This is a genomic window from Sphingomonas sp. ABOLH (genome assembly GCF_003951715.1).
GTDB classification, from domain to species: Bacteria; Pseudomonadota; Alphaproteobacteria; order Sphingomonadales; family Sphingomonadaceae; genus Sphingomonas; species Sphingomonas hankookensis_A.
In genome coordinates this window covers 1-26,875 of sequence record NZ_QQWV01000050.1, presented here as the reverse complement: position 1 = coordinate 26,875, position 26,875 = coordinate 1, and the positions used below count along the sequence as shown (strand labels likewise).

The window sequence follows — 26,875 nt, the reverse complement described above, 5'->3', positions numbered from 1 at the left end:
TGTTGAAGATCAACCCGATCCGGACGCCTTGCGACCGCTGCGCGCCGTCAACTCCCTACTTGCCGCGTGACGTTCGCTATCCGTTCGCCCTTTCCGTGCAGATACGTCACTTTCGTGTAGTCACCCCGTGTAGGACAGGCCTTTCGTCCGAGCTACCGCGCGCCGCCCAGTGTCCTCTGGAAGAAGTCATATTCGCGGCGCTGGCCATAGGCGACCGGCCCAGTCGAACGGCCGGCGGCGTGTTCGCCATTGGGGATGACGAGCAGCTCGAAATCCTTGTCCGCGCGGATCAGCGCGTCGACCACCTGCATCGTCGAGGCGGGATCGACGTTCGAATCCTGCTCGCCGACCACCAGCAGCAATTTGCCGCGGAGCTTGTCGGCATGGACCACCCCCGACGCCGCGAGGTAGCTGGGGTTGACCGGCCATCCGAGCCATTGTTCGTTCCAGTCGATCTTGTCCATCCGGTTGTCGAAACAGCCGGCGAACGCCACCCCCGCCTTGTAGAAATCCGGGTGGAACAACAGCGCGTTCAGCGTGCTCTGCCCGCCGGCCGAGCCGCCATAGATGCCGACCCGCGACAGGTCGACACCGCGGTCCTTCGCCGCCAGCGCGCGCATCCACGCGATGCGATCGGGAAAGCCGCTGTCGGCGAGGTTGCGCCACGCGACGTCGTGAAACGCCTTCGACCGGTTGGCGGTGCCCATGCCGTCGATCATCACGACGATGAAGCCGAGATCGGCGATCTGCTGCATCCCCATCGCCTTGTCCCCGCCGGAAAAGGCGCCGAACGGCCAATAGCCCTTGGGCACGAAGCTGTCGTGCGGACCGGCATAGATGTTTTCGATCACCGCATAGCGCTTCGCCGGATCATAGTCGCGCGGCCGCACGACCAGCCCGTGAATGTCGGTCGTGCCGTCGCGCCCCTTCGCCACGAAGCGTTCGGGCGGGCGGTAGCCGGCGGCGGTCAGCGCGCGCACGTCGCCGCGTTCCAGCGTCGCGATCAGCCGGCCGCTGTCAGCATCGCGCAGCTCGGCGACCTCGGGCACGTCGGTGCGCGAATGGACGGTGACGAACCGGGTGCCGTCGGGGGAAAAGCGCGCCTCGTGCGTGGCATCGCCTTCGGTCAGGCGGGTCAGGTTGCGCCCGTCGAAATCCACCCGGAACCAGTGTTTGTGATAGGGATCCTCGCCCGGCACCGTGCCGCTCGCTGAAAACCAGATGCGGCGGCGGTCGTCGTCGATGCGGGCGATGTCGCGCACCACCCAGTTCCCGCGCGTAATCTTCCGCTTCACCCGGCCGGTCTTCGCATCGATCAGGTAGAGGTGCCGCCAGCCATCGCGCTCCGATGCCCAGATCAGTTCGGCCCCCGCCCCGCCCACGTCATGCGCGAAGCGGCGTTCGTTATGGATAAAGGTCGCCGCATCCTCGCGCACCGCCGCATGGGTCGCGCCGGTCGCGGCATCGACCGCCACCACCGCGGCATGCTGAAACCCGCGCCGCATATAGTCGAACGCGAAGCTGCGGCCGTCGCGGCGCCATGCGATCGGCCCCAGCTGCCACGGATCGGGGAACAGCGCGGGGTCGACCGCGACCTGTCGCCCGGTCGCCGCGTCGAACACCACCGGGCGTTCCTGGTCGATCGCATCGCCGGGCTTGGGATAGAGTTGCTGCACGAGTTCCGGCTGTACCCGGTCCTTGGGCGAGGACACGACGCGGGTCACGATCCGGCGATAGCCCGGCCGGACGCGGTAGAGCGCGATCCATTTGCCGTCGGGCGACCAGGCGATGGTTTCGGGATCGTAGAAATCGCCGGGGCTGCCGTCCTGGCTACGCCACGCCTCCGCACCGCCGCCGATGCCGCGCACGACCAGATTGTCGTCGATCACCAGCGCCTCGCGCCCGCCGCCGGGTGCCGGGCGCGGCGGGTTAAGCGCGGGCACGGTCAGGTCGCGCACCACGTCGAACCCGCGCGGGCGGCGGTGCGGTTCGTCGAGCGGGGCACAGACCGGATCGGTCAGCGTGCAGCGCCACGGCGCATAGTCGATGGCGAAGCGGATCGCGCCGCGCCCGTCCTCGAACGCGAATCCGTCGAACGGCAGGCGCAGCGGATCGACCGCCTGCCGCCGCGCCGCCGCCAGCGCGCGCGCGAGGGCCACCGCGTCGAAGGCGGGCCGCTTCGCCAGCGTCGCCGCATCGACATCGACAAAGGCGAAGCCGCCCGCCACCGTCTTGCGATAATGGAAGTGCCGCCCGTCGCCGTCCCATGTCGCAGGAAAGGCGATGTCGCGGGTCAGCCATTGCCATTGCTCGCGAAGCGCGATCGAGCGGGCGATGCGCGGATCGTCCTGCGCCACCGCCGGCACCGCGACCGTCGCCAGCGCCGCCCCGGCCAGCGATGCCCATATCGATCGCATCATCGCGCCGCCCCCAGGGTGATGGTCCATTCGACCGGTTGCAGCGGCACGCGATAGCGCAGATGCGGCCGCCCGTCGCTGCTCCACCCGGTATCGCCGCCGACCCCGCCTTGCAGCACGTCGACCAGCAGCGTGCCGTCGCCATGCGGGCGGATATCGCTGCTATGCGCCTGCCCCGGCGGCTTTTCCATCAGGTCGGCATAGGGAAAGGGCAGCGCGTTGACCGCCAGCGGCCGGTCGCCCGCCACGCGCAGCCCGGTGCCCGTCGCCCCGGTCAGCTCGATCCAGCGCACATCCTGTCTGGTCCCCGATTCCTGCGGCCGGGGATAGTTGTGATACTGGTCGGCGAGCAGGCCGGCATAGGTGGCGACCAGCGCCGCCGTCTTGCGATCGGCATAATTTTCCCACGGTCCCCGGCCATACCAGCGGATGCGGTCGAGCGTCGCGGGCATCGCGAACTGCAGGCCGATGCGCGGCGGATCGGGCAGGTCGTCGCGTAAGGGCACGAAGCGCAGCGTCGCGCGCGCCGTGCCGCCCGCGTCCATCGTCCAGCGGGTGGTGACCTTGACCGATCCGACGCCCATGTCGTGCGTCACGACGATCGCATTCCCGTCGATGCCGATCGCGTCGACGCGGCGCTGCTGGCTGAACACCTGCCACATCTTGTGGCTCCTGGTCATGCCGGTGCCGATGTCGTTGTCGGTCGGCGCGCGCCAGAAATCGGGGGCACCGCCGCTCAACAACGTGGCGCCGCCGCGCGCATAGCGGCGGATAAGGCCGGTCGCCTTGTCGACCTCCAGCACGCCGTCCCCGGCGGTCAGCCGCAGCGCGTCGCCGCCATCGACCGGCGTCGCGGTCGCGGCGAGGGCGGGCAGCGGGCGCGGCGGCGACAGCGCGAACTGGTCATAGCCGACGACATGGCCGGCGGCGACCAGCGGGATCGCGCCCCCGGTCGTGCGGGCGCGCAGCACCAGCATCCGCTCCGCTGCAGCATCGCGGGCGGGCGGCAGGGGGAGCGCCAGCGGCGCGCGCGCGCCGGCCGCCACCGCCGGCATCCGGAGCGCGCCGCGCGCGACCTCCCGCCCGTCCTCCAGCACGCTATAGTCGAGCGTGAAGCGCGACAGGTCGATATGGTCGTGGCGGTTGACCACGCCATAGCCCGCGCCGACGCGTTCGAACGCGATCGGGGCATAGACCTTGGCCAGTTCGTGATATTCGGGGTCGGGCGTGCGGTCGGCGCCGATCACCCCGTCGCCGACCGGGCTGTCGTCGCCATCCGCCACGAAGTCGCGCCCCTGCGCCCAATAGTCGCGGCCCGCCGCGTCCTTGCGCAGGATCGTCTGGTCGACCCAGTCCCACACGAACCCGCCCTGCAATTTGGGATAGCGGCGGATGACGTCCCAATAGTCCTGGAAATTGCCGAGGCTGTTGCCCATCGCATGGGCATATTCGCACAGGATCAGCGGCTGCGGGTATTCGCGCCGCTCGGCATAATCGACCAGCTTTTCGATATCGTCGTACATCGGCGCGAAGATGTCGACATAGGCATTGGTCGGGTGGCGCCACCCGCTCATGCTATGGCCCAGAAAGCTGACGAGCCGGGTGGCGTCGCGCGCCTTTACCCAGTGCGCCGCCGCTTCGAAGCTGGTGCCGATGCCGGTTTCGTTGCCGAGCGACCAGAAGATGATCGAGGGGTGGTTCTTGTCGCGTTCGACCATCCGTTCGACGCGGTCGAGATGCGCCGCCTTCCATTCGGGCTTGTAGCCGAGCAGCGTGCCCTCGAAATCGCCGCTCTGCTGCGCCTTGCTCAGATAGCCGTGGCTCTCGATATTCGCCTCGTCCATCAGGTACAGCCCGACCTGGTCGGCCAGGTCGTAGATGCGCGGGTCGTTGGGATAGTGCGACAGGCGCAACGCGTTGATATTGGACGCCTTCATCAGTTCCAGATCGCGGCGCAGCGTCGCGTCGGACACGATGCGGAAGGTGCGCGGGTCGTGTTCGTGGCGGTTGACCCCGCGGATGGTGATGCGGCGGCCGTTCACCTGCACCTCGCCCTGCGCGATGGCGACGGTGCGGAACCCGATACGGCGCGTCGTCGCCTCGACGACGCGGCCCCGCCCATCGAGCAGTTCGACCAGCAGCGTGTAGAGTTCGGGCGTCTCCGCGCTCCACGCGCGCACCGCCGGGAGGGTGCCGTCGAACCGGACCTGCCGGGGGGCATCGGCAGCCCCTTCGCGCACCAGCAGCGTGCGGCGGTCGTCGAGCACGGTGGCGCGCACCCGCAGCCCGGCCGCCGCCTTGCCGCCCAGCGCGACCGACAGGGCGAGCGTGCCGTCGCGATAGCTATTGGTCAGCCCAGCGCGCACGTCGATGTCGCGCAGGTGGGTAGGCGGCGCGGCATAGAGCGTCACGCTGCGCTCGATCCCGTTGACCCGCCAGAAATCCTGATCCTCCAGATAGCTGCCATCGGCATAGCGATAGCCTCGATCGCGACCGTGTTGCGCCCCGGCCGCATCGCGGCGGTGACGTCGAACTCGGCGGGCAGCTTGGAGTCCTCGGAATAGCCGATGCGCCGACCGTTGACCCAGAGATAATAGGCCGCCCCCGCCGCCCCCACGGTCAGCAGCATCCGCCGCCCGGCGAAATGCGGCGGGACCGTCACCTCGCGCCGGTAGGATCCGACCTCGTTCAACCGGTGGTCGATGCGGGGCTGGTCCATCGGAAAGGGATAGCCGCTGCCGACGAAGACCGGCGTCCCCTGCCCCTGGGCCTGCAGGATGCCCGGCACCGCGACGGTGCCCCAGCGGCTGACGTCATAGTCGGGCCGTTCGAACCCGACCGGCCGGGCCTCGGGCGTGGGCGAGCGGTGGAAGCGCCACGGCCCATCGAGCGAGAGGCGATAGCGCGAGGCCGCCAGGTCGCCGCGCTTCGCCAGCGCCACCGTCTCGTAACCGTCGAAGGTCGCGTGCATCGGTTCGGCGCCGATGCGGATGACCTCCGGCCGTTCCCATTCCGCCGGCGCGGCGGGGGGCGGGGCCTGCGCGGTCGCGACCGCGATCGCCCAGGGAGACACCAGCAGGGCAAGCGCGACGCGACCGATCATGCGAACTTCTTTCCCGTACCGACGGCCGGCGCCCGTAAGGAGCACCGGCCGCCCCTTCCTCAGAACTCCGCCGACAGGCCGACGAAGAAGGTCCGACCCGCGACATCGTAGACGCCCGGATAGGTGTTGCCATTGCCGAACGACGCCAGCAGGCCCTGCGCGATCCCCGGCGGATCGCGGTCGAGCAGGTTGTTGACGCCGATGCGCAGCGTCACGTCGTCGAGCACGCTGGCCGTCGCCGCCAGGTCGAAATAATTGGCGACCGGCAGGCGCGCATTGACCTGATAGGGCGCCCCCTGCAGGAACGGATCGTCCGTGTTCGACGACAGGTCGGTCGGGCCGATGTAACGCCAGTTGAGCGAGATCGCGCCCCTGTCGTCGAGCGACGTCCAGGTGAAGCGTGCCTGGTGGCGCCATTCTGGGCTCGGCTGACCGCAGGTGCCGCCGAACAGGCCCTTGCAGTCATATTTGCCGAGGCCCGGCAGCGGTTCGGTGGTCAGGTCGCGCAGCCAGGTGCCGACCATGTTGACGTCGAACTTGCCGATGCCGGTCTTGAACCCGTAATTCACCCCCAGATCGAGGCCGCTGGTGCCGAGCGACCCGGTATTCTGCGTGGTCGAGGTGACATAGCCGCCGGTCGTCGCGTCGCCGCCGAACAGCACGCCGTTGCGCGGATTGCGGTTGAACAGCGAACAGAAGAACGGATCGCCGGTCGCGAAGCACTGGCTGATGGTCAGCGTGACCGGGATGACGCCGATATAGTCCTTCACCTTGATGTTGAAGTAATCGACCGACAGCATCAGGCGGCGGGCGAAGCGCGGCGTGAACACGATGCCGGCGGTATAGGTGTCGGCCTCTTCGGGGCGCAGCGCCTGGTTGCCGCCATAGAAGCCGGTGCACTGTTCGCTGGGGCATTCGATGATGTTGCCGTACTGCGCGGCGGTGACGCCGGTGCGCTGGCACTGCTGGAACGTGGCGGCGGGGCTGGTGCCCGAACACGGGTCCTGCGTCGTCACGTTGCCCGGGGTCTGCGCGCCGAACAGTTCGGAGATGTTGGGCGCGCGGATGGCACGGTTATAGCCGCCGCGCAGGCGGAGGTCCGCCGACGGCGCCCAGGCGATTTCGCCCTTGTAGGTCGAGATGCCCTTGCTGTTGGTGCTGTATTTCGAGAAGCGATAGCCGCCGGTCAGCGACAATTCGTCGAAGAACGGGCGATCCTCGATGATCGGCACGCGGATTTCGGTGAAGCCTTCGGTCACGTCGAACGCGCCCGAAATCTCCTTGGTCCCCTTGGCGATCGCCAGCGCATCGGCCCGGAATTCCAGGCTCTCGCGGCGATGCTCGACGCCGAACACCGCGCCGATGCCGGTTTCGGCCCAGGGCAGCTTCACGCCATATTCGGACCCGTCGAAATTGACCGTGCCGGCGATCACCGTCTCGCGGTCCAGCCCCTCGGTGCTGGTCGGCGCATAGATATAGTTCAGCGCCGCGGCGGTCGGCCCGCGGAACTGGAACACGTTGAGCGGCACGCAGGTCGGGTCCGTCCCGTCGATCACCGACCGGCAGGTCGGCACGCCGTTGACCAGATCGACCTTCAGCGCGCGGTTGGCACGCGCGGGATCGATGTCGTTGCGATAGGTTTCGTTGAAGATGACGGTCGAGAACAGTGCGTTGAGGTCGTAGCGGATGCCCTTCGCAATCTCCCCGCGCACGCCGCCGGTCACGCGATAATCGGTGTGGCGCAGGTCGTCGCGACGCGGCTGTGCCGGGGCGGCGACCGGGCGATAGCCGATATAGACGTCCTGGTTGACGTTGGTTCCCGCCGCCGCCGCGCCGCACAGCAACGTCGCCTGCTGCGCGCTCATCAGCGGGTTGTTGCAGTTGATCGAATAGGGATAGCCCTGGAACAGCGCGGAGGGAGCGACCTGCGAATTGGTGCGATCGTCCATGAACATGAAGCTGCCATAGAGTTGGGCCGCAGGCGTCACTTCATATTTCGCGAAGGCGCCGGCGGTGAAGCGGGTGCCGTTGCGCTGGAAATAGTTGAGCGGCGCGTAATTGTAGCGGAAGCTGGGGTTGTACTGGACCCAGGTCTTGTTGCCGTCGACCGTGTTGTTGTAGCCGCCCGGCGCGATGCCCGCGCGCAGCGGCACGAACCGGCCATATTGGTTGTTCGACGACCCGCCGCAGGTCAGCGCGGTCGCAGCCTCCGGATCGCCCGAGAATACCGGGTCGAGCGCGCAGGCCGACACGTCGCGGTTGTATTGCAGGATCGGCCGCACGTCGCGATAGCCGAAATAGGCGGTGACGTTGCCGCGATCCTCGGCGAAATTCGCGCCCATCGCGATGTTCGCGTCGAAGCGCTGCCCGTCGACCGGGGTGCTGAGCGCCGGCGTGAAACCCGCCGCGCGGACGCGCGCGCGATAGGCGTCGTTATTGTTGTGATGTGCCGAAAACCCGTATTGCACGTCGGTCTTCACGCCGTTCAGATTGTCGCGCAGCACGAAGTTGATGACGCCCGACACCGCGTCGGAGCCGTAGACCGCCGATGCGCCGCCGCTCATCACGTCGACCCGTTCGACCATGAAGCCCGGGATGAAGTTCAGGTCGGTCGCCTGGATCGGCAGCAGCCGCTGGCCGTTGACGAGGACGAGATTGCGGTTGCTGCCGAGGTTGCGCAGGTTGACCCGCGCGGTGCCGTCCGACCCGTTCGACACGTTTTCGTTCGCATCGGGCGTGATCTGCGGCAGTCGGTCGAGGACATTTTCGACATTGGTCGCGCCCTGTAGCCGGATTTCCTCGGCACCGACCGTCGTGATCGGGCTGTTGCTCTTGGCGCCGGGCTGCGCGATGCGCGATCCGGTCACCGTGATGGTTTCATCGCCGGTCGCTTCGCCCGCGACCTGACCATCGGTCGTCGTCTGCGCCAGCGCGGGCAGCGCATTCCCCAGCACCAGCGCCGTCACCGCCGCGGAAGCCAGCAATCTCGTCGTACGTCGCATGTCCATCCCCCGTTATTGTCGGAGCAGATTGCCACATCATCGCGGACGCTTCAAATATATTATACGATATCCAGGTATATTTATAAGCGTCGTTGCACACCGCACCTTCTTTTGATGCGCGTGGGCGGTTGAAATGGAACTAAATCGTTGGGAACGGCGCATATCCCCCAGCGCCGGGCGGGGGCGCCTCAAGCGACGCCGTCGCCGCCGTCGTTGCCGAATTCGCGGCGCAGGTCGAGCACGGTCTGTTCGATATGGGCGTACATCCGCGCGGCGACCGCCGATGCGTCGCGCGCCAGCCAGCATTGCAGCAGCTGGGCATGTTCGTCGTTCGCGCGCTGGTCGCGGCCCAGCGGTTCGAGGTGGCGGCGGACATAGCGTTCGCCCAGCACGTGCAGCCGTTCGAGCATGGTGGTCGTGATCGTCTGGCGCGAGGGGCGCAGCAGCGCGAGGTGGAAGGCGCGGTTGAACGCGCCGACGCCGTCGCCATGCGCGTTGGTCACCTCGTCCAGCTGCGCCAGCGTGCGGATCGCCAGGTCGCGTTCGGCATCGGTCGCGCGCATCGCCGCCACGCCGGCCACCTCCGGCTCCAGCTTCAGGCGGAGCGCATAGACCTCCTCCGCCTCGTCCATGGTCAGTTCGCGGACGAAATAGCCGCGATTGGCGTGCAGCCGGACCAGCCCTTCCTGTTCGAGCCGGGTCAGCGCCTCGCGCAGCGGAATCTTGCTGACGCCCAGTTCGGCGGCCAGCGCATCCTGCCGGATGGCGCGATCGGCATCGATCCGGCCCGCAAGGATACGGTCGCGCAGCAGCACGACCAGCTGTTCGGAAAGGTTACGGACGACGATACCGGTCATGCAGAAAATCCCGTGCCACGGTGGTATACCGTAGTACGCCACTTAGCGTGCACCGTCTCCGGCGCAACCATCGCTCAGCGAAATCGCTCGAGCGCGAACGGCGTCAGGTCGAAGGGCGGCGCGTCGCCATGCAGCAGCGCGGTCAGCGCCTCGCCACTGGTCGCCGCCAGTGTCAGCCCGAGATGCTGGTGCCCGAAGGCATAGGCCACCGCCCCGCGACGCCCGATCGCGGGCAGATAGTCGGGCAGGGTCGGCCGCGCGCCCATCCACGGTTCAACCGGCGCGCGCAGCGACAGGCCGAGCGCGGCGACATGCCCCCGGATGCGCGCCCATTTTCGCGGGTCGGGGGCCATGTCGGTCCGGGCGAATTCGACGATGCTCGCCGCGCGCAGCCGGTGGGCGAAGCGGGTAACGATCATCGAGCGGTCCTCGAACACCACCGGCGGCATGTCGGCGGGCCAGTCGCCGGGATCGCCCTCGACATGATAGCCGCGCTCGGCGATCAGCGGCGCGTGCAGTCCCGCCGCCGCGACCAGCGCGGCCGATGCCGCGCCTGCCGCGACGACCGCGACATCGGCGTCGATCGGCGCGCCCTGTTCCAGCAGGACGCGCGCCCGCCCCTCGCGCTCGACCACCCCGCGCGCGCGGTCGTGCACGAACGTGCCGCCCGCCGCGACGAAGCGGCTCCGCAAGGCGTCGCCCAGCGCAGCGGAATCGGTGATCTGCCCGCTGCCCTCGAACCGGATCGCCCCGGCGATCGGCACATGGGTCAGCGTCTGGAGCCGGGCCAGCTCGGCCGGCGTCGCCGCGCGCCACGTCGCGGTGCCGGTATCGGTCCGCGCCCACGCCGCCTGCCCGCGCGCGGCACTCTCCGCGCTTTCCCACACGACGAAATGCCCGTCGATCCGCAGCAGGTCGGGCCGCCCGGTATCGGCCAGCACCCGCTGCCATGCCGGGATGGCGGTCGCCAGCATCGCCGACAGCGCCGCCTTGCCCCCGGCGAAGCGGGCCGGCGCGGCGGCGCGCAGCATCCGGAGCGCAAAGGGCAGCCAGGCGGCGATGGCGCGCGGCGGCAGGGCCAGCGCCCCGCCGCGCAGGAACAGCCGGGCGGGCACGCTACGCACCGTCGCCAGCGAGGCGAGCGGTTCGACCTGTTCGACCGCGATATGCCCGGCATTGCCCCACGACGCGCCGCGCCATGGCTGATCGGGGGCGACGATCGTCACCGCCCTGCCCCGGCGTTGCAGCGCCAGCGCGACGTTCAGCCCGACAACGCCGTCGCCGATGACGACCGCATCGCCGCTCACGCGCGCACCCGCACCAGGCTGCGCACGCGACCGTAAAGGAGGTAGAAGACGACGCCGATGATGTTCCACAGCGCGAACCGCACCAGCGTCTGCGACGGCAGGCTGACCAGCAGATAGACGCAGCCGAGGATCGCCAGCGTGCCGACCGCGAACGGCGCGGGGCAGCGGAACACGCGCTGCAGTTCGGGCGCGCGGCGCCGCAGGATCATCATGCACGCCGCGACCGCGATGAAGGCGAGCAGCGTGCCGGCATTGGCCAGCTCGGCAATCTCGTCGAGGCGGAAGAAGCCGGCGACGGCGGCGACGAACACGCCGGTCACCATCGTCACCAGCGCGGGCGATCCGGTGCGCGCCGACACGCGGCTGAGCGAGCGCGGCAGCAGCCCGTCGCGCGACATGACGAAGAAGATGCGGCTCTGCCCGTACATCATCACCAGGATGACCGAAGGGAGCGCGATCAGCGCGGCAAGGCCGATCGCCCAGGCGGCGAAGGGATGCTGCAAGCTGCGCAGGACATAGGCGAGCGGTTCGGCCGAGCGGCCGAGATCGACATAGCTGACCGCCCCGATCGCCGCGACCGCGACCCCCATATAGATGGCGGTGCACGCCGCCATCGACCCGATGATGCCGATGGTCAGGTCGCGGCCGGGATTGCGCGCTTCCTCCGCCGAGGTCGCGACGGCATCGAACCCGTAAAAGGCGAAGAACACGATCGCCGCCGCCGCCATCACCCCGCGCGTCGCCCCGCCCTGCACCGTGCTGCCAAAGCCATAGGGCATGAACGGTTCGAAATTGGCGCCGTTGAATGCGGGCAAAGCGAACAGCACGAAGACCGCCAGCGCGGTCATCTTGATCGCGACCAGCACGATGTTGAACGTGGCGCTTTCGCGCGTGCCCGCGACCAGCATCCCGGCGATGCCCAGCGCCACCAGCACCGCGGGCAGGTTGACGATCCCGCCGCTGTGCGGCCCCGACAGCAGCATCGCGGGCAACTGCAGGCCGACGCTCTGCAACCATCCGACCAGATAGGCCGACCACCCGACCGCGACCGTCGAACAGGCGAGCGAATATTCGAGGATCAGGCTCCACCCGACGATCCAGGCGACGCTCTCGCCGATCACCGAATAGCTGTAGGTGTAGGCGCTGCCCGCGGTCGGGATCAGCGTCGCCATTTCGGCATAGGCGAGCGCGGCGCAGGCACAGACCGCGCCGGCGATGGCGAAGGACAGGATCACCGCCGGCCCGGCGCGATCCGCCCCGACCCCGGTCAGCGTATAGATGCCGGTGCCGACGATCGCCCCGATGCCGAGCGCGATCAGATGCGGCCAGCTGAGCGTCTTGCGCAGGCGGCGTTCCGGATCGGTTTCGCCTGCGTCGAGGGGCTTGAGCGGCCCCAGTAATCCTCGTGCCATGCGCCCCTCCCGTTTGTCGTTATTGTGCTGTCAGACCACCGTGAACCCGGCGAAGAACGGGTCCTCGCGATCGATCCAGATCGTGTTGAAGCCGGTCGCGATCGCCGACCCTTCGATCGACGGCACGATCGCCGGTTGATCGCCGATCGTCGTTTCCGCCTCGACCCGGCCGATGAAGCGGCTGCCGATATAGCTTTCGTGGACGAAGCGGTCGCCGATGGTCAACCGGCCGGTCGCCGCGAGATGGGCGAGGCGGGCCGAGGTGCCGGTGCCGCACGGGCTGCGATCGATCGCGCGTTCGCCGTAGAAGACCGCGTTGCGCCCGTCCGCGCCCTTGCCCTTCGGCGCGTCGGCCCAGAGCACATGGCTGACCCCGCGGATCGTCGGTTCGAGCGGATGGACCGGTTCATAGACCGCGCGCACCAGGTCGCGGATCGTGCGGCTGAGCTCCACGATCCGCGCCGCACCCAGATCGTCGAGGCCGGTGTACGGCCCCTGCGGCTCGATGATCGCATAATAATTGCCGCCATAGGCGACATCGATCGACAGCGCGCCGAAGCCCGGCACATCGACCTGCACGCCCTGTTTCGCCAGATAGGCGGGGACGTTGCGGATCCTTACCGAGCGGACCCGGTTGCCGTACGCTACATAGTCGATGTCGATCACCCCGGCGGGCACCTCGACGCGGAGCCGTCCCGGCTCGCGCGGGGTGATCAGCCCGTTTTCGAGGGCGAAGGTGATGATCCCGATCGTGCCGTGCCCGCACATCGGCAGGCAGCCCGACGTTTCGATGAACAGGATCGCCGCATCCGCATCGCCGCACGGCGGATAGAGGAACCCGCCCGACATCATGTCGTGGCCGCGCGGCTCGAAGCACAGCCCGGTGCGGATCCAGTCGAAGCGCGCCAGGAAATCCTGGCGCCGCTCCGCCATGCTGGCACCGCGCAGCAGCGGGGCGCCCCCGGCCACCAGGCGGACGGGATTGCCCGCCGTGTGGCCGTCGATGCAGAAGAAGGTGTGGCGCATCAGGCGGCAGCCGCCTCCACCGACGGCGCGGTCAGCACCGGCCGCGTCGCCGCGCATTTCTCGACCATCGCGATCACCTCTGCCCGGCGCGCGCCTTCGAGCGGCAGGCGCGGCAGGCGGACGCGTTCCGACCCGCGGCCCATGATCTCCTCGGCCAGCTTGATCGACTGGACGAGGTCATGTTCGGCATCGAGGTGGAGCAGCGGCATGAACCAGCGATAGATGCGCCGCGCCTCTTCCCAGTCGCCGCGATCGACCGCCGCGATCAGCGCGACCGATTCCTGCGGGAAGGCGCTGGTCAGGCCCGACACCCATCCGCTGGCCCCGAGCAACATGCCCTCCAGCGCCACGTCGTCGAGGCCCGCCATCACGATATAGCGGTCGCCGAAGCGGTTGATGACGTCGGTGAAGCGGCGCGGATCGGGTGCGCTCTCCTTGACCGCGACGATGTTCTTCACCGGTTCGAGCAGCGCGAGCGTGGCGAAATCGACCGACACGCGGTAGGCCGGCGGGTTGTTGTAGAGCATAATCGGCAGCCCGGTCGCGTCCGCGACGGTGCGGAAATGCGTCGCCAGTTCGTTGGGCGTCGGTACATAGACCATGGCGGGCAGCAGCATCAGCGCGTCGACGCCGATATCCTCGACCTCCTTGGCAAACGCCGCCGCGCGGCGCGTGGTGAATTCGGACACGCCGCACACCAAAGGCACGCGCCCGCCGACCGCCTCGACACCCGCGCGCAGCACGGCATGCTTTTCCTCGACGTCGAGCGAGTTGTTCTCACCGCAGGTGCCGAGCAGGATCAGCCCGTCGACCCCGTCCTCGACCAGCGCGACCAGACCGCGCTGCGTCGCATCGATATCGACCGACCCATCGGCCGCGAACTGCGTCGTCGCCGCGGGATAGACGCCCGTCCACATGCTCGAACCAGAAACCACATCAACCTCCATGGATATCTCGTATCGTATACGATATAAAACAGTCAGGCGCAACGAATTCCGCTGCGCCTGCGGTTTACGGCTCGAAGCCGTTCGGCGGCGATGGCCACCGCACGATCCGTGGTCGGCCCCGGTGTAGGTCAGGATCGTGCCGGTGCATAGCGCGGGGGTTTGCCGGATATCGTCGGCGCCCTTGCGCGATCGGCGCGAACCGCGCACCCTTCCGGCCAAAGGGGAAGACGATGATGCGGATGCTGCTTGCCGGAATTGCCATGCTGGGCCCGATCGCCGCGCAGGCGCAGGACGCGCCGTCGACGCCGGGGGGCAAGGAAGCGGTCACGCTGCTGACCGACGGGGTGAAGTTCCAGACCGTCGCCGGGCGCGGGCAGGTGCCGGCCTATGCCGCGTATCTGAAGGGCAAGCTGCTCTCCGCCGGGTTCGATCCCGCCGAGGTCCGCTTCGTGGCGATGGGGGAGACCGGCTATCTGACCGCGCGCTATCCCGGCCGCGACCGGGCTGCGAAGCCGACCGTGGTGCTGGCGCATATGGACGTGGTGGAGGCCGATCCGAAGGACTGGACCCGCGACCCGTTCACCCCGGTGATCGAGAATGGCTATGTCTTCGGACGCGGCAGCCTGGACAACAAGGCCGGGCTGTCGATGGCGGTCGCGACGCTGATGAAGCTGCGCCGCGCGAAATGGGTGCCGCAGCGCGACATCGTGCTGGTGCTGACCGGCGATGAAGAAACCACGATGAAGACGACGCGGGCGGCGGCGGAGGCGTACAGGAACGCCGCTCTGGTGCTGAACGCCGATGCCGGTGGAGGGCTGCTGGGCGATGACGGCAAACCGATGGTGTACGGATTGCAGGCGGCGGAGAAGGTCTATGGCGACTGGCACCTGACCGTCACCGATCCGGGCGGGCACAGCAGCCGTCCGGGACCGGACAATGCCATCGTCCGCCTGGCGGCGGCGGTCGGGCGGATCGCCGCCTATCGCTTTCCCCCGCAACAGAACGAGATTACCAAGGCGTCGCTGGCCGGCACCGCGACGATGACGCCCGGCCCGCTGGGCGCGGCGATGAAGGCGTTCGCCGCCAATCCGAACGACACCGCCGCGGCGGACGTGCTGTCGGCCGACAAGCGCTATATCGGGCAGGTCCGCACCACCTGCGTCCCCACCATGTTCAATGGCGGCCATGCGCCCAACGCGCTGCCGCAGCGCGCGGTCGCGAACATCAACTGCCGCATCTTTCCGGGTACGCCGCGCGCGCAGGTCGCGGCCAAGCTGACCGAACTGGCCGCCGATCCCAAGGTCGCGGTGACCTTCAACGACAATGGCACGATCGAGGCCGGCGCCTCCCCGCTCGATCCGAAGGTCGTCGCGGCGGTGAAGGCGGCGGTAACCGAACGGGCGCCGGGGCTGCTGGTCGTGCCGATGCAGGAGGCCGGCGCGACCGATTCGATGCATTTCCGCGCGCACGGCATTCCGAGCTTCGGGGTCGGCGGCGTATTCATGAAGGCGAGCGACAGTTTCGCCCACGGGCTGAACGAACGGGTGCCGGTCGCGACCTTCGATCCGGGGGTGTTGTGGTGGGAGACGTTGTTGAAGACGTTGGGGTGATCCCCGTCACCCCGGGTTATGCCCGGGGTGACGAGAAGAGAGGTCGGGGCTTGGTCACCCGACCACCGGCAACACCAACCGCGCCACCATCCCCCCGCCCGGCGCGTCGGTCAGTTCGAGCGTGCCGCCATGGCGTTCGGCAAAGCCCTGCACGATGCTGAGCCCCAGCCCGACCCCGCCGGTATCGCGGTTGCGCGAGGCGTCGCCGCGTTCGAACGGGCGCAGCAGGCGGGTGCGGTCGGCGGGCGCGATGCCGGGGCCGGTGTCGATCACCTCGATCACCGCGCGATCCCCGTCCCGCGCGACCGCGATCCGCCCCCCGCCGGCATAGTCCACCGCGTTGCGCACCAGATTCTCGACCGCGCGGCGCAGGCCGGCCTCGACCACGCTGACCGTTACTTCCGGCCCGGGATCGAGCGTCATCGCCGGGGCGTCGGCCACCACCTCCGCCACCAGCGGACGCAGGCCGACCGGGTGGCGGGTGGCGTCGGCGGTGCGCGCGAAGTCGAGCACGTCGGCGATCATCGCCTGCATCCGGTTGGCATCGGCCACCATCCGCGCGCGCTGCGGCTCGGGCACCGATTCCAACCTGAGCTTCAGGCTGGTCAGCGGGGTGCGCAGGTCGTGGGCGACCGCGGTCAGCATCCGCAACCGGTCCTCGCTCTCCGCCGCGAGGCGGGTGCGCAGCTGCAGGATCGCGCCCGCCGCCTCCTGCAATTCGCGGGGCCCTTGCGCCTGGGGCGGGTCGAGCCCGGCATCGATCGCGCGGGCCAGCACGCGGAACGGGCGGGTCAGCCGCCGCGCGAACAGCCAGGCGAGCGGCGCCAGCACGACCAGGCTGACCGCGAGCGCGACCAGCACCTTCCACCGCCATCCCCCCAGCAGCGGCGCGGCCGGCCGAACCGTCAGCCAGCGCCCGTCGGACAGGCGGACGCCGGCGGCGAAGGGCGGCTGCGGCAGGCGCAGCAATACCGTGCCGAGCGGCCCGTCGGGCAACCGGTCGACCACCCGCATCGGCCGTCCGCCCTTCATCTGCAACACCATGGTGCCGCCGGGAAACGGGCTGCCGCTCCCTCGGTGCGGGGTAACGACGATGACCTCACCGACCGGCCTCTTGCGTGGCGGCGCGTCGAGCCAGACGACGCGGACGTCGCCGACCGGCCGGCCGAGCGCCTGGGCGAGCACCTGTTGCTGGATCGGATTGGGCGGCCCGGCGGGCGGCGCGCCGATGCTGCGGACGAGGCCGTTTTCCGCGCCGCGCAGCGCCGCCGCCGCATCGGCCAGCGTCAGCCGCACCGCCGGCGGATCGGGCATCAGCAGCACGATGCTGGCGGTGATCGCGACGCTCAGGATCGCGATGGCGACGCTGAACCCGCCGATGGCGGTCAGCGCGCTGGGCCGTCGCCAGAAGGCGCGGATCATGCCGGGCGCACCGCCGGCACGAAGCGATAGCCCGCGCCGCGCACCGTTTCGATCAGCGGGGTCGCGTCCCCTTCCGCCAGCTTGCGCCGCAGCCGGCTGACCGCGATGTCGATCGCGCGGTCATAGCTGGCGGCATCGATCCCGCGCGCGGCGTCGAGCAGCGCGTCGCGGCTGAGCACGCGGCCCGCCCGCCGGACGAAGGCGGCGAGCAGCGCATGTTCGCCTTCGCTCAGCAGCAGCGGCCGCCCCTGCGGATCGCGTAAGCGCCGTTCGGCCGGGCTGAACCACCATCCGGCAAAGACCACCGCATCGTCGCCGGCCGCCACCGGTTCGACCGCGCGCGGCCGGCGCAGCAGCGCGCGGACGCGGGCGAGCAGCTCGCGCGGTTCGAACGGCTTGGCCAGATAATCCCATGCCCCGACCTCCAGCCCGACGATCCGGTCGGTCACCCCGTCCAGCGCGCTCAGCATCAGGATCGGCACCCCCAGCGGCGCGAGGCGGCGGCACAGCGACAGCCCGTCCTCGCCCGGCATCATCACGTCGATGACCAGCAGGTCCGCCGGCGCCTCCATCCACAACCGGTCGCATGCCGCCGCGCCGGGCGCGGTGCGCACCGCATAGCCATGCCCGCCCAGATATTCGGCCAGCGCGTCGCGGATGCTGGTGTCGTCGTCGACGACGATTATGCGGTCGGCGGGGGGAGCATCGGTCGGCATCCCCCGCCCGATAGCATGGCTTTGTAGCATCTGCGTATCGCCCGGCGACACGAACGCGCCATCGTGACGCTACAACCACGTGGTTGGATGGCGGCTCTTCGCCACGGGAGTTCGCATGTTCACCATCCTCGTCATCGTCCTCGCCCTTGCCAGTCCCGATGCGCCCTGTGCTGCGCCGGGCAGCGCCGATCGCGTCGCGGGCCAATGGACCGGCAATTTCGCCGGGGCCGACTGGACGTTCGACCTGTCGCGCGACGGCAAGGGATGGAGCGGGCGCTATCGCACCACCAAGGCGCCGACCTGGAAGCCGCTGGAGGAAGTCACGGTGACGCAGGGTTGCGCGACGTTCGGCATCGAATCGAAACCGCGCGTGACCTTTGCGCTGGCGCTGGCGCCGGAGGGGACGGCCATGGCGGGTAACGTGATCATCGCCGGCCTCGCCACCCTGCCGTTCAACGCGCGGCGGGAACCCTGATGGGAGCGGCGCTGCTGATCGCCCTGCTCGCCGGGGGCCAGGCCGCCCCCGCCCCCGCGCCTGCCACCCCGCCGCGCGACGATATCGTGGTGCGGGGCGAACGGCCGCGCGGGTCGGTGACCGGCACGATCCCGCCCGAACGCACGCTCTCCGCGCTCGACATCCGGGCCTATGGCGCGAACAATGTGCAGGAGCTGCTGCAAGCGCTGGGCGCGGCGGTGGCGAGCGGGCGCGGGCGCGGCGATGCGGGGCCGGCGGTGCTGCTCAACGGCCGCCGCGTGTCGAGCGTCAACGAGATCGCCAACCTGCCGACCGAGGCGATCGAGCGGACCGAAATCCTGCCCGAGGCGGTCGCGCTGGCCTATGGCTTTCCGGCGGACCGCAAGGTGGTGAACATCGTCACCCGCGAACGCTATGCCTCCCGGATCGGCCAGCTGACCGGCGGCATGCCGACCGGCGGCGGACAGGCGACCATCGGCGCCACCGCCAATCTCCTGCGGCTGCGGGGCGACACCCGGACGATGGTGCAGGCGGAGCTTAGCCGGGCGAGCGCGCTGACCGAGGACGAACGCGACATCGTGCAACCGGGCGATCCGGCACTGGGCAGGGCGCGCACGCTGCTGCCCGAGACCCGCCGCGCGGCACTGGGCGCGACGGTCGCCGGCACGCCGTTCGGCGAGGTAGCGGCGACGCTGGATGCGCGGGTCGAGACGATGGCGACGCGGGCGCTGGTCGGGCGCGGGGCCGATCGCGTGCTGCGCCGCGACGGCGACACGACCACCGCGCATCTCGGTACGACGCTGGGCGGACGCGCGGGCAAATGGCTGTGGACCGCGACGGGGACGCTCGACCGGACGCGGAGCGACACGGTGACCGATACCGGCATCGCCGCCGCGCCGCGCAACGATGCGCGCTTCACCAATATGCTGGCGCAGGCCGACCTGCTGGTTAACGGATCGCCCTTCGCGCTGCCCGCCGGCAATGCCGCGCTCAGCCTGCGCGGTGGGGTGGCGACGCGCAGCTTCGACAGCCGGTCGCGCTTGGGCGAGAATGTCGCCGCCACGTCGCTGGGGCGCGATGCCGCCAATGTGCAGGCCAGCATCGACCTGCCGGTCACGCGCGGCATCGGCCTCGTCTCGCTCAACGCCAATGTCGCCCTAGAGGAGCTGTCCGATGCGGGCGGGCTGCGGACGCTGGGCGGCGGCGTACAGTGGACGCCGGTCGCGGGGCTGACGCTGCTGGGATCGGCGACCGCCGAACAGTCCGCGCCGAGTGTCGAACAGCTCGGATCGCCGCTGCTGGTGCTGCCCAATGCGCGGACCTTCGACAGCGGGGCGGGCGAGACGGTCGATGCGACCCGCATCCTTGGCGGCAACCGCGCGCTGCGCCCCGACGACCGGCGCGTCACCGCGCTGGGGCTGTCGTGGCAGCCCTGGGCGAAGCGGGACCTGACGCTGACCGCCGACTATATCCGCACCCGGATCGACGATCCGATCGCGTCCTTTCCGCTGCTGACCCCGGCGGTCGAGGCGGCGTTTCCCGACCGGGTGACGCGCGACGCGGCCGGACGGTTGCAGCGGATCGACGCAACGCCGGTCAATTTCGCGCGCAGCCGGCAGCAGGAGTTGCGCTGGGGCCTGCGCTATGTCCGGCCGCTGGGGCCGCTGCCGCCCGGAATCGAGCCGGCGCGGGTGCGCAGCTTCTCCAGCGAGGCGGAGGTCCGCCGCCGCCTGCCGTCCGGCGCGCGCGTCCAGATGGTCGAGGCGGGCAGCCCGCAGGCGCGGCGGTTCGAGAATCTGACGAGCCGGCTGATCTTCAGCATCGACCATGTGTGGCGGTTGCAGGACCGCCTGACGCTCACCGATGGCGGGCCGGTGCTCGACCTGCTGGACGGCGGTGCGCTCGACCTGCGCGGCGGACGCGCGCGGCACAGCGTCGAGGCGCAGGCCGGGGCGTTCAAGCGGGGGCTGGGCGCGCGCATCACCGCGCGGTGGCAGGCGGGCACGACGCTGCGCGGGCCGGGCGGCGACCTCAATTATGGCGATCTGGCGACGGTCGACCTGAACCTGTTCGCCAACCTCGCCGAGCAGATGGGCGGGACCAAGGCACCGGGCTGGGCGAAGGGCGCGCGGCTGTCGCTCGGCATCGTCAACCTGTTCGATACCCGGCAGGCGGTGCGCGACGCGACCGGCGCGACGCCGATCGCGTTCCAGCAGGCCTATCTCAACCCGCTGGGACGCACGATCGCACTGTCGCTGCGCAAGCTATTTTGAAGACAGTATTTTCATCGTCACCCCGGACTTGATCCGGGGCCCGCTGTCTCGGCACGGTCGCAGAAGAAGCGGGATCCCGGGTCAAGCCCGGGATGACGAAGCAGTATCTCAGCCGAACAGCGTCAGGATGCCGCGCGACGGATCGACCAGCCCTTCGTAGATCATCTTGCACGCGACCCAGACGATGACGACAAGGCCGATATAGGCGACCCAGCGATAACGCTCGATCACGCGGGCCAGCACGTTGGCGGCGACGCCCATCAGCGCGACCGACAGGATCAGGCCGATGGCGAGGATGCCCGGATGGTCGCGCGCCGCACCCGCCACGGCGAGGACGTTGTCGAGGCTCATCGACACGTCGGCGATCGCGACGGCCCAGGCGGCGCTGGCGAAGCTGCGCGGGGCGGCGGCCTTCAGCGCCGTCTCCTCGGTCGTGTCGTGGCCGTCGTCCTTCAGCTCGCGCCACATCTTCCACGCGACCCACACCAGCAGCAGCCCGCCGGCAAAGACGAGGCCGGTCACCTGCAACAGCTGGGTCACGACCAGCGCGAAGGCGACGCGCAGGACCAGCGCCGCGCCGACGCCGATCAGGATCACCTTGCGCCGCATCGCCGGCGGCAGCCCGGCGGCCAGCGCACCGACGACGATAGCATTGTCGGCGGCCAGCATCACGTCGATCAGCACGACCTGCCCGAAGGCGGCCAGCGCCGAGGGGCTGCCTATATTGGCGAAATCGGCGACGATATGGTTCCAGAGCTCGTTCATGGGGGCAGCCTATAGCGGGAAAGCGTCGCGGGACCAGAGGCATGCCCGGACGCAGCGGACCGACATCCCGAACCGGCGGCGGCGGGGGATGTTCCGTATGTCGCGTCGGCAGGGAACGTGGCAGGATGCGGCATGCTCCGCCTTGTCCCGCTCGTCGCCCTGTTCCTCGTCACCGCCGCTCCCGCGCAGGAGACGCTAAGGTACGACGTCGCCGAACGTACGCGGGCGCTGGCGTTCGATCCGGGACGGTTCTTCCCCGAACGGCCGCGACCGGCCATCGCGATCCGCTATCTGGGCGATGACGTTGATATGCCGGTCTACACCATCGCCATCCGCAAAGGCTGCGTCGACACCGACCAGGACGACAGCGAAGCCAGCCTGAACTGTGGCCAGCGGCTGATCGCGCGGATGCTCCGCGCCCCCTTCCCCGGCACGCCGGACCGCCCGCGCCAGCGCGGCTATCGGCTGATCGGTACGCTGGCACAGGCGAGGCCCGACAGCGACGACGCGCTGCGACGCGGCCTCGATGGCGCCGGGCTGGAATGGGTCGAGGCCGATGTGCGGCAATGTCCGAAGGCGATGGCGCAGCTGGCGCGCCTTCCCGAGCTGCGCTTTGCCGCGGGTGTCGATTTCGACCGGCGTCTGTCGGAAATCGTGCTCCACGCAGACACGATCCGGTTCGATCTCGAAGAGTTCAACCTGCGCGTCAGCTATGATGGCTGGCTCAAGCCCGGCACCGCCGGGGCATGGGCCAGCGACTTTGCGAAGGCGCTGGAAGGGTGCTGGAAACCGGCGACCGCGCCCGTGCCGTGGCGGGTGGTGGTGAAGTAGAGCGCGCTCCTTTCCGTACCCCCGCGCAGGCGGGGGTCCAGAGCCAAACAGGATAGCGGCCGGCGAGTAACCCTGGACCCCCGCCTGCGCGGGGGTACGCAGAAGGGAGGAAAGAAGCGGGACCCCGGATCAAGCCCGGGGTGACGTTGCGTTCGGGGGTGCGTTACTTCCCCCGCGCCGCCGTCGTCCGGTCGCGGGCCGCGCGGAATTCGCTGTCGCTCGACCAGTTCGGCCAGTCGCGCCCGTCCGCCAGGCGGCGGCCGAGCGTGTAGAGGATCGTCAGGTCGCTCTGCACGCTGCCGGTATCCCAGTTGGGATCATATTCGTCGGCCGGCTGATGATATTTGTCGCGGGTATAGGCATCGGCCAGTTCCTTCGCGCGCGCCGTGCCGCCGACCACCAGGTCGCGCCCGCCGCTATAGGACAGTGCCGGCACGCCGCGCTTGGCGAAGGGGAAATGGTCGGAGCGGTAGAAGCTGCCCGCCTCCGGCTTGGGATCGGGCGAATAGCGGCGGCCCTGCGTGCCCGCCACTTCGGTCAGCATGGTCAGCAGGTCGAGCTTCGCCGACCCCGAAATGCTGAAATCGCGCGAGGCGGACGGTGCGAACGGTCCGTCCATGTTGATGACCCCGGCGGTCGTCGCCAGCGGACGCAGCGGGTTGGCGGCATAATATTCGGTGCCGAGCAGCCCCTTTTCCTCCGCCGTCACGGCCAGGAACAGGACCGAACGATCCGGCTTCGGCCCCGCGCCATAGGCACGCGCCAGTTCGAGCATCGCGGCGATGCCCGACGCGTTGTCGAGCGCGCCGTTATAGATGCGGTCGCCCTTCGCATCGGGCTGTCCGATGCCGAGATGGTCCCAATGCGCCGAATAGACCACCGTCTCTTGCGGATGCGTCGTGCCGGGCAGGACGCCCGCGACATTGTACGAGGTGATGACCTCCGGCTTCACGCTATAGCGCGCGTCGAGTGTGGCTTTCAGCGGCACGGGCCGGAAATCCGCCTTGCGCGCCGCCGCCTTGGCCGCTTCGAAATCCAGCCCCGACTGTTTGAACAGCTGCACGGCGAGATCGCGCTGGATCCAGCCCTCCATCGGCACGTGCGACGCCTTGGGGTCTTTCCGCACGATGTCGAACATCGTGTTGGTGTTCGAATTCTTGACCGTCGCCCAGCCATAGGAGGCCGGCGCGCTTTCATGGACGATCAGGATGCCCGCCGCGCCCTGCCGCGCGGCTTCCTCATACTTGTAGGTCCAGCGGCCATAATAGGTCATCGCCTTGCCGCCGAAATCGCCCTCGCCGCCTTCGAAATCGGGGTCGTTGATCAGCACGACCATGATCTTGCCCTTCAGGTCGACGCCCTTGAAGTCGTCCCAGTTCCGCTCGGGCGCCTTCACGCCGTACCCGACGAAGACGAGCGGCGCATGGGCGATGGCGACCGATGGCTGGCCGGTCAGCGCGGCGCGCACCGCGATCTCGTTGCCCTGGCTCAGCGTCCGCTTCGTGCCTGCCGACGTGATCGACAGCAGCGGCGTGCCGACGATATCGGATTTGAGCAGCGGCACGTCCTGATACCAGCTGCCCTTGTCGCCGGCGGGTTGCAGCCCGGCGGCCTTCATCTGTTCGGCGATATAGGCGATGACCTTCGCCTCGGCCGGGGTCGCCGGTCCGCGCCCCTCGAACGCATCGCTGGAGAGCGTCTGGATATCGCGCGAGATGCGCTTCGTGTCGAAGGTCGGCGCGGTCTGCGCATGGGCGGCGGTGGACAGCAACAAGGCAGGCAGGATCAGACGCTTGAGCACAGGCGAACTCCGGAACGGATGGATGGGGGGAGTGTGGCGCAGCGGTGGGACCGCGGCAATGGGTGGGGTGCTACACCGCCATCTTCGTCACCCCGGGCTTGACCCGGGGTCCCGCTTCTTCTGCTACCGTGGACAAGAAAGCGGGACCCCGGATCAAGTCCGGGGTGACGGTTCAAGGCTTAGGCCGCCCGCCGCATCAGCCCCAGCAGCGCGCCAAAATTCGGCCGCCCGCCGCTCGCCAGCAGGCTCGCGCGGAAGATGCGGCCCAGCAGCACCACCTCCACCACGATGAACGCCGCGGTCAGCGCGCCGGTCGCCCAGATCTGCCACAACGGCATGCCGCTGCCGAGCCGCGCCAGCACCGCGAACGGCGTCCAGATCGGGATCCACGTCAGCAGCTCGACCAGCGGCCCGCTCGCCCCGCGCAGCACCGCCTGCACCAGCAGCGTGACCGGGATCATGACGACCAGCAGCACCGGCGTCAGATAGCCCTGCGCATCGCGCATCGAATCCGACACCGCCCCGATCACCAGGAAGATCATCGCGACGATCAGATATCCCGCGACGAAGAAATACAGGATCGTCGCGATCGCCCCGAACGACGATACTGGTTCGAGCGCCGGGCGGATCATCTCGGCAATCGCGCCGTGCGTGGCGAAGGCGGCGACGATCCCGCACACCGCCCAGGTCGCGACCATCGACAGCCCGATGCCGACCGTGCCGATCAGCTTGCCGTACATCAGCTCGTTCGGGCTGACGCAGGCCAGCACCGTCTCGATCAGCTTGTTGCTGCGTTCCTCGACCGACCCCTGCAACATCCAGCTGCCCGAGAGCACCAGCGACATCAGCAGGATATAGGCGCAGGCGAGCGGCAGGATCGATCGGATCAGCACCCGTTCGCGCCCGCTGCCGCGCGGCGGCACGACGACCGCGATATTGGGCGCGATCTGGGTCGAGGCAGCGGCGACCGGCGCGGCGACGCCATTGGCCTGCAGATAGCGGACCTTCAGCTCCTGCCCCAGCAACGCCTGCACCATTGTCACGAACGCGCTCGACGGCGCGCCATTGGCCCACAGCCTGACGTCGGGCGAGCGGCCGAAATCGGCGGGGATGTAGATCGCATAGTCGATCGGCCTGGCCTTGCTGCCCGCCGCCGGGCGCAGCAGCGGTTCGAGCGCCTCGCCGATCCGCTCGGGCGGGGCGGCGGCGACCGATGCGGGTGCGGGCACGATGCTGTACGCCGGGTCGGGCGCGTCGAAATCGGGGGCCTTGGGGTCGGTCGCCCTGATCCTGGCCAGCGCCGCCTTCGCTCCCCCCGCGGCGACGAAGCGGGCAACATCGGCATCGCTGTACCAGCGATCATGCCGCGCCCATGGCGCCGAGGGATCGGCCGCCTCCAGCCTGTTGCTTTCGACGAAGCGCGACAGTTGCGTCAGCACGCGGCGCTGTTCGTCCAGCTCGATGCGCGATGCGATCGCCTGCGCCGTCGCACCGCCGCTGCGGTCGATCAGCATCACGCGCTGCGTGTCGGACTTGTCGAGGAAACGCGACGCGATCGGCCCGATCGCAAAGGCCAGCGGTAGGATCAGCAGCGTGACCCAGAAGCTGCGCGTGGCGGCGATCTGGCGGAACTCGCGCCCCGCGACCAGCAGGATATGGTGCATCATGCGCGGGCCTCCGCCGAACCTACGATATGGAGAAAGACGTCGTGCAGCCCGGGTCGATGCTGTTCGAACCGCCGCAGCGGCACGCCCGCCATGGTGCAGTGCTGCAGCAGGTCGGCGGGATCGCGCCCCGGCGCCATCCGCACGTCCCACGCGGTCCAGCCCTCGCCCACCTCGCCCTTCGCGGTGGCGGACTCGACCCCGTCCAGCCCGGCGGGCGACTGGCGCGCCACCACGTCGAGCCTTGCGGGCAGCGTTGCGCGCGCCGCCTCCTGCGTACCCTCGAACCGCTTCGCACCCTTGGCCAGCAGCAGCAGCCGGTCGCACAGCCGTTCGGCATGCTGCATGACATGGGTCGAAAACACGACCGCCGCCCCGCCCTTCGCCGCGTTCAGGATTTCGTCCTCCAGCAGCCCCTGATTGACCGGGTCGAGGCCCGAAAACGGCTCGTCGAGGATCAGCAGCCGGGGGGCGTTGATGACCGCGGTCGCCAGCTGCACCTTCTGCGCCATGCCCTTCGACAATTTGTCGACCCCGGTCTTGAGGTTCGCGCCGAGGCCGAAGCGGTCGAGCAGCTCGCGGCCCTTGGCGCGCGCGTCACCGGCGGTCATCCCCTTCAGCCGCCCGAAATAGACCACCGTCTCCAGCGCGGTCATCGAGCGGTACAGCCCGCGTTCCTCGGGCAGGAAGCCCAGATGCCGGCTCGATTCCCGCCCCGGCGGCTTGCCCAGCACCTCGATACTGCCCGCATCGGGACGGATGATGTCGAGCACCATGCGCAGCGACGTCGTCTTGCCCGCCCCGTTCCCGCCGAGAAAGCCGAACACCTCCCCCGGCGCGACGGCGAAGCTCAGATGGTCGACCGCCGTCATCGCGCCGAACCGTTTCACCACGCCGTCGAGGCGCAGGGCATGTTGCATCGATGTCCCCCCTGTAGTGATCGCATCATTACCGTTTATCGATACGGCCACAAGGGGGAATGGGAGTCTCGTTCCTTCCCGGCACGGGGAGGAACCCCAACACCTTGCCACCGCCATATTCCTACTGATACGATGGGAATATGGCGCACCAAGTCAGACCGATCGAATGGCCCACCGTCCTCCTCGCTGCAGCGATCTAGTGTCAATCGGCGTCCAAAAAGGACCCCCTATCGGCGTCCAAAAGGGACCCCCTTCGTCGAGCAGCGTTACGGGTATGACGGGTGCACCGTTCGCGCTGGTTGCGGCGTAGGGCGGGCGTAGCCCGAC

19 protein-coding genes are annotated in these 26,875 nt (G+C 69.2%); 4 read left to right on the top strand and 15 right to left on the bottom strand.

What is annotated here, in order from left to right:
- Nucleotides 1-152: 152 nt before the first annotated feature.
- From CA237_RS16950 to CA237_RS16915, 9 genes are all read right to left on the bottom strand, one after another.
- Nucleotides 153-2,420: a S9 family peptidase gene (locus CA237_RS16950; protein WP_241215527.1), complete on the bottom strand. Its 2,268-nt coding sequence runs from the start codon at nt 2,418-2,420 to the stop codon at nt 153-155.
- A complete protein-coding gene (locus CA237_RS16945; protein WP_206433009.1) occupies nt 2,417-4,828 on the bottom strand; it encodes a glycoside hydrolase family 2 TIM barrel-domain containing protein in 2,412 nt (803 codons plus the stop codon). The genes CA237_RS16950 and CA237_RS16945 overlap by 4 nt, the downstream gene beginning before the upstream one ends.
- Nucleotides 4,825-5,520, bottom strand: coding sequence for a sugar-binding domain-containing protein (locus CA237_RS19930; RefSeq protein ID WP_206433008.1), 696 nt, complete (start codon nt 5,518-5,520; stop codon nt 4,825-4,827). Before CA237_RS19930 ends, CA237_RS16945 begins: the two co-directional genes overlap by 4 nt.
- 59 nt (nt 5,521-5,579) lie before the next feature.
- Nucleotides 5,580-8,522: a TonB-dependent receptor gene (locus CA237_RS16940; protein ID WP_126014930.1), complete on the bottom strand. Its 2,943-nt coding sequence runs from the start codon at nt 8,520-8,522 to the stop codon at nt 5,580-5,582.
- A 188-nt stretch (nt 8,523-8,710) separates the two neighbouring features.
- Complete coding sequence (locus CA237_RS16935; protein ID WP_066691347.1) at nt 8,711-9,379, bottom strand: GntR family transcriptional regulator; 669 nt, start codon at nt 9,377-9,379, stop codon at nt 8,711-8,713.
- A gap of 74 nt (nt 9,380-9,453) precedes the next feature.
- The gene (locus CA237_RS16930) at nt 9,454-10,686 is read right to left on the bottom strand and encodes an FAD-binding oxidoreductase (protein WP_126014928.1); all 1,233 of its coding nucleotides are present in this window, start codon (nt 10,684-10,686) and stop codon (nt 9,454-9,456) included.
- Nucleotides 10,683-12,098 (bottom strand): amino acid permease, encoded by a 1,416-nt coding sequence (locus CA237_RS16925; RefSeq protein WP_126014926.1) that lies wholly within the window; start codon nt 12,096-12,098, stop codon nt 10,683-10,685. The genes CA237_RS16930 and CA237_RS16925 overlap by 4 nt, the downstream gene beginning before the upstream one ends.
- A gap of 30 nt (nt 12,099-12,128) precedes the next feature.
- A complete protein-coding gene (locus tag CA237_RS16920; RefSeq protein WP_126014934.1) occupies nt 12,129-13,124 on the bottom strand; it encodes a 4-hydroxyproline epimerase in 996 nt (331 codons plus the stop codon).
- The gene (locus tag CA237_RS16915) at nt 13,124-14,041 is read right to left on the bottom strand and encodes a dihydrodipicolinate synthase family protein (RefSeq protein ID WP_241215528.1); all 918 of its coding nucleotides are present in this window, start codon (nt 14,039-14,041) and stop codon (nt 13,124-13,126) included. Before CA237_RS16915 ends, CA237_RS16920 begins: the two co-directional genes overlap by 1 nt.
- Nucleotides 14,042-14,301: 260 nt before the next feature.
- Here CA237_RS16915 and CA237_RS16910 point away from each other — a divergent pair, with 260 nt between their 5' ends.
- Nucleotides 14,302-15,681, top strand: a complete 1,380-nt coding sequence (locus CA237_RS16910) for a M20/M25/M40 family metallo-hydrolase (RefSeq protein ID WP_126014922.1) — start codon at nt 14,302-14,304, stop codon at nt 15,679-15,681.
- A gap of 54 nt (nt 15,682-15,735) precedes the next feature.
- On the opposite strand, the gene CA237_RS16905 is transcribed toward CA237_RS16910, so the two are convergent.
- Entirely contained in the window at nt 15,736-17,103 is a 1,368-nt protein-coding gene (locus CA237_RS16905) for a HAMP domain-containing sensor histidine kinase (RefSeq protein ID WP_126014920.1), read from the bottom strand.
- The gene (locus CA237_RS16900) at nt 17,100-17,819 is read right to left on the bottom strand and encodes a response regulator (protein ID WP_066691329.1); all 720 of its coding nucleotides are present in this window, start codon (nt 17,817-17,819) and stop codon (nt 17,100-17,102) included. The genes CA237_RS16905 and CA237_RS16900 overlap by 4 nt, the downstream gene beginning before the upstream one ends.
- A 115-nt stretch (nt 17,820-17,934) precedes the next feature.
- On the opposite strand from CA237_RS16900, the gene CA237_RS16895 reads away from it, so the two are divergent.
- Both CA237_RS16895 and CA237_RS16890 read left to right on the top strand, forming a co-directional pair.
- Complete coding sequence (locus tag CA237_RS16895; protein WP_066691325.1) at nt 17,935-18,294, top strand: hypothetical protein; 360 nt, start codon at nt 17,935-17,937, stop codon at nt 18,292-18,294.
- Complete coding sequence (locus CA237_RS16890) at nt 18,294-20,567, top strand: TonB-dependent receptor (protein WP_066691322.1); 2,274 nt, start codon at nt 18,294-18,296, stop codon at nt 20,565-20,567. Before CA237_RS16895 ends, CA237_RS16890 begins: the two co-directional genes overlap by 1 nt.
- A gap of 108 nt (nt 20,568-20,675) precedes the next feature.
- Here CA237_RS16890 and CA237_RS16885 read toward each other — a convergent pair whose 3' ends face one another.
- Nucleotides 20,676-21,332 (bottom strand): TerC family protein, encoded by a 657-nt coding sequence (locus CA237_RS16885; protein ID WP_066691320.1) that lies wholly within the window; start codon nt 21,330-21,332, stop codon nt 20,676-20,678.
- Between the two features lie 132 nt (nt 21,333-21,464).
- Here CA237_RS16885 and CA237_RS16880 point away from each other — a divergent pair, with 132 nt between their 5' ends.
- Nucleotides 21,465-22,163 (top strand): hypothetical protein, encoded by a 699-nt coding sequence (locus CA237_RS16880; protein WP_066691311.1) that lies wholly within the window; start codon nt 21,465-21,467, stop codon nt 22,161-22,163.
- 163 nt (nt 22,164-22,326) lie between these two features.
- Here CA237_RS16880 and CA237_RS16875 read toward each other — a convergent pair whose 3' ends face one another.
- The 3 genes from CA237_RS16875 to CA237_RS16860 form a co-directional block, all read right to left on the bottom strand.
- Complete coding sequence (locus tag CA237_RS16875) at nt 22,327-23,964, bottom strand: M28 family metallopeptidase (RefSeq protein ID WP_206433007.1); 1,638 nt, start codon at nt 23,962-23,964, stop codon at nt 22,327-22,329.
- A 179-nt stretch (nt 23,965-24,143) separates the two neighbouring features.
- Nucleotides 24,144-25,631, bottom strand: a complete 1,488-nt coding sequence (locus CA237_RS16865) for an ABC transporter permease (protein ID WP_066691308.1) — start codon at nt 25,629-25,631, stop codon at nt 24,144-24,146.
- On the bottom strand, nt 25,628-26,548 hold the full coding sequence (locus CA237_RS16860) for an ATP-binding cassette domain-containing protein (RefSeq protein WP_066691306.1): 921 nt from the start codon (nt 26,546-26,548) through the stop codon (nt 25,628-25,630). Before CA237_RS16860 ends, CA237_RS16865 begins: the two co-directional genes overlap by 4 nt.
- Nucleotides 26,549-26,875 lie beyond the last annotated feature (327 nt).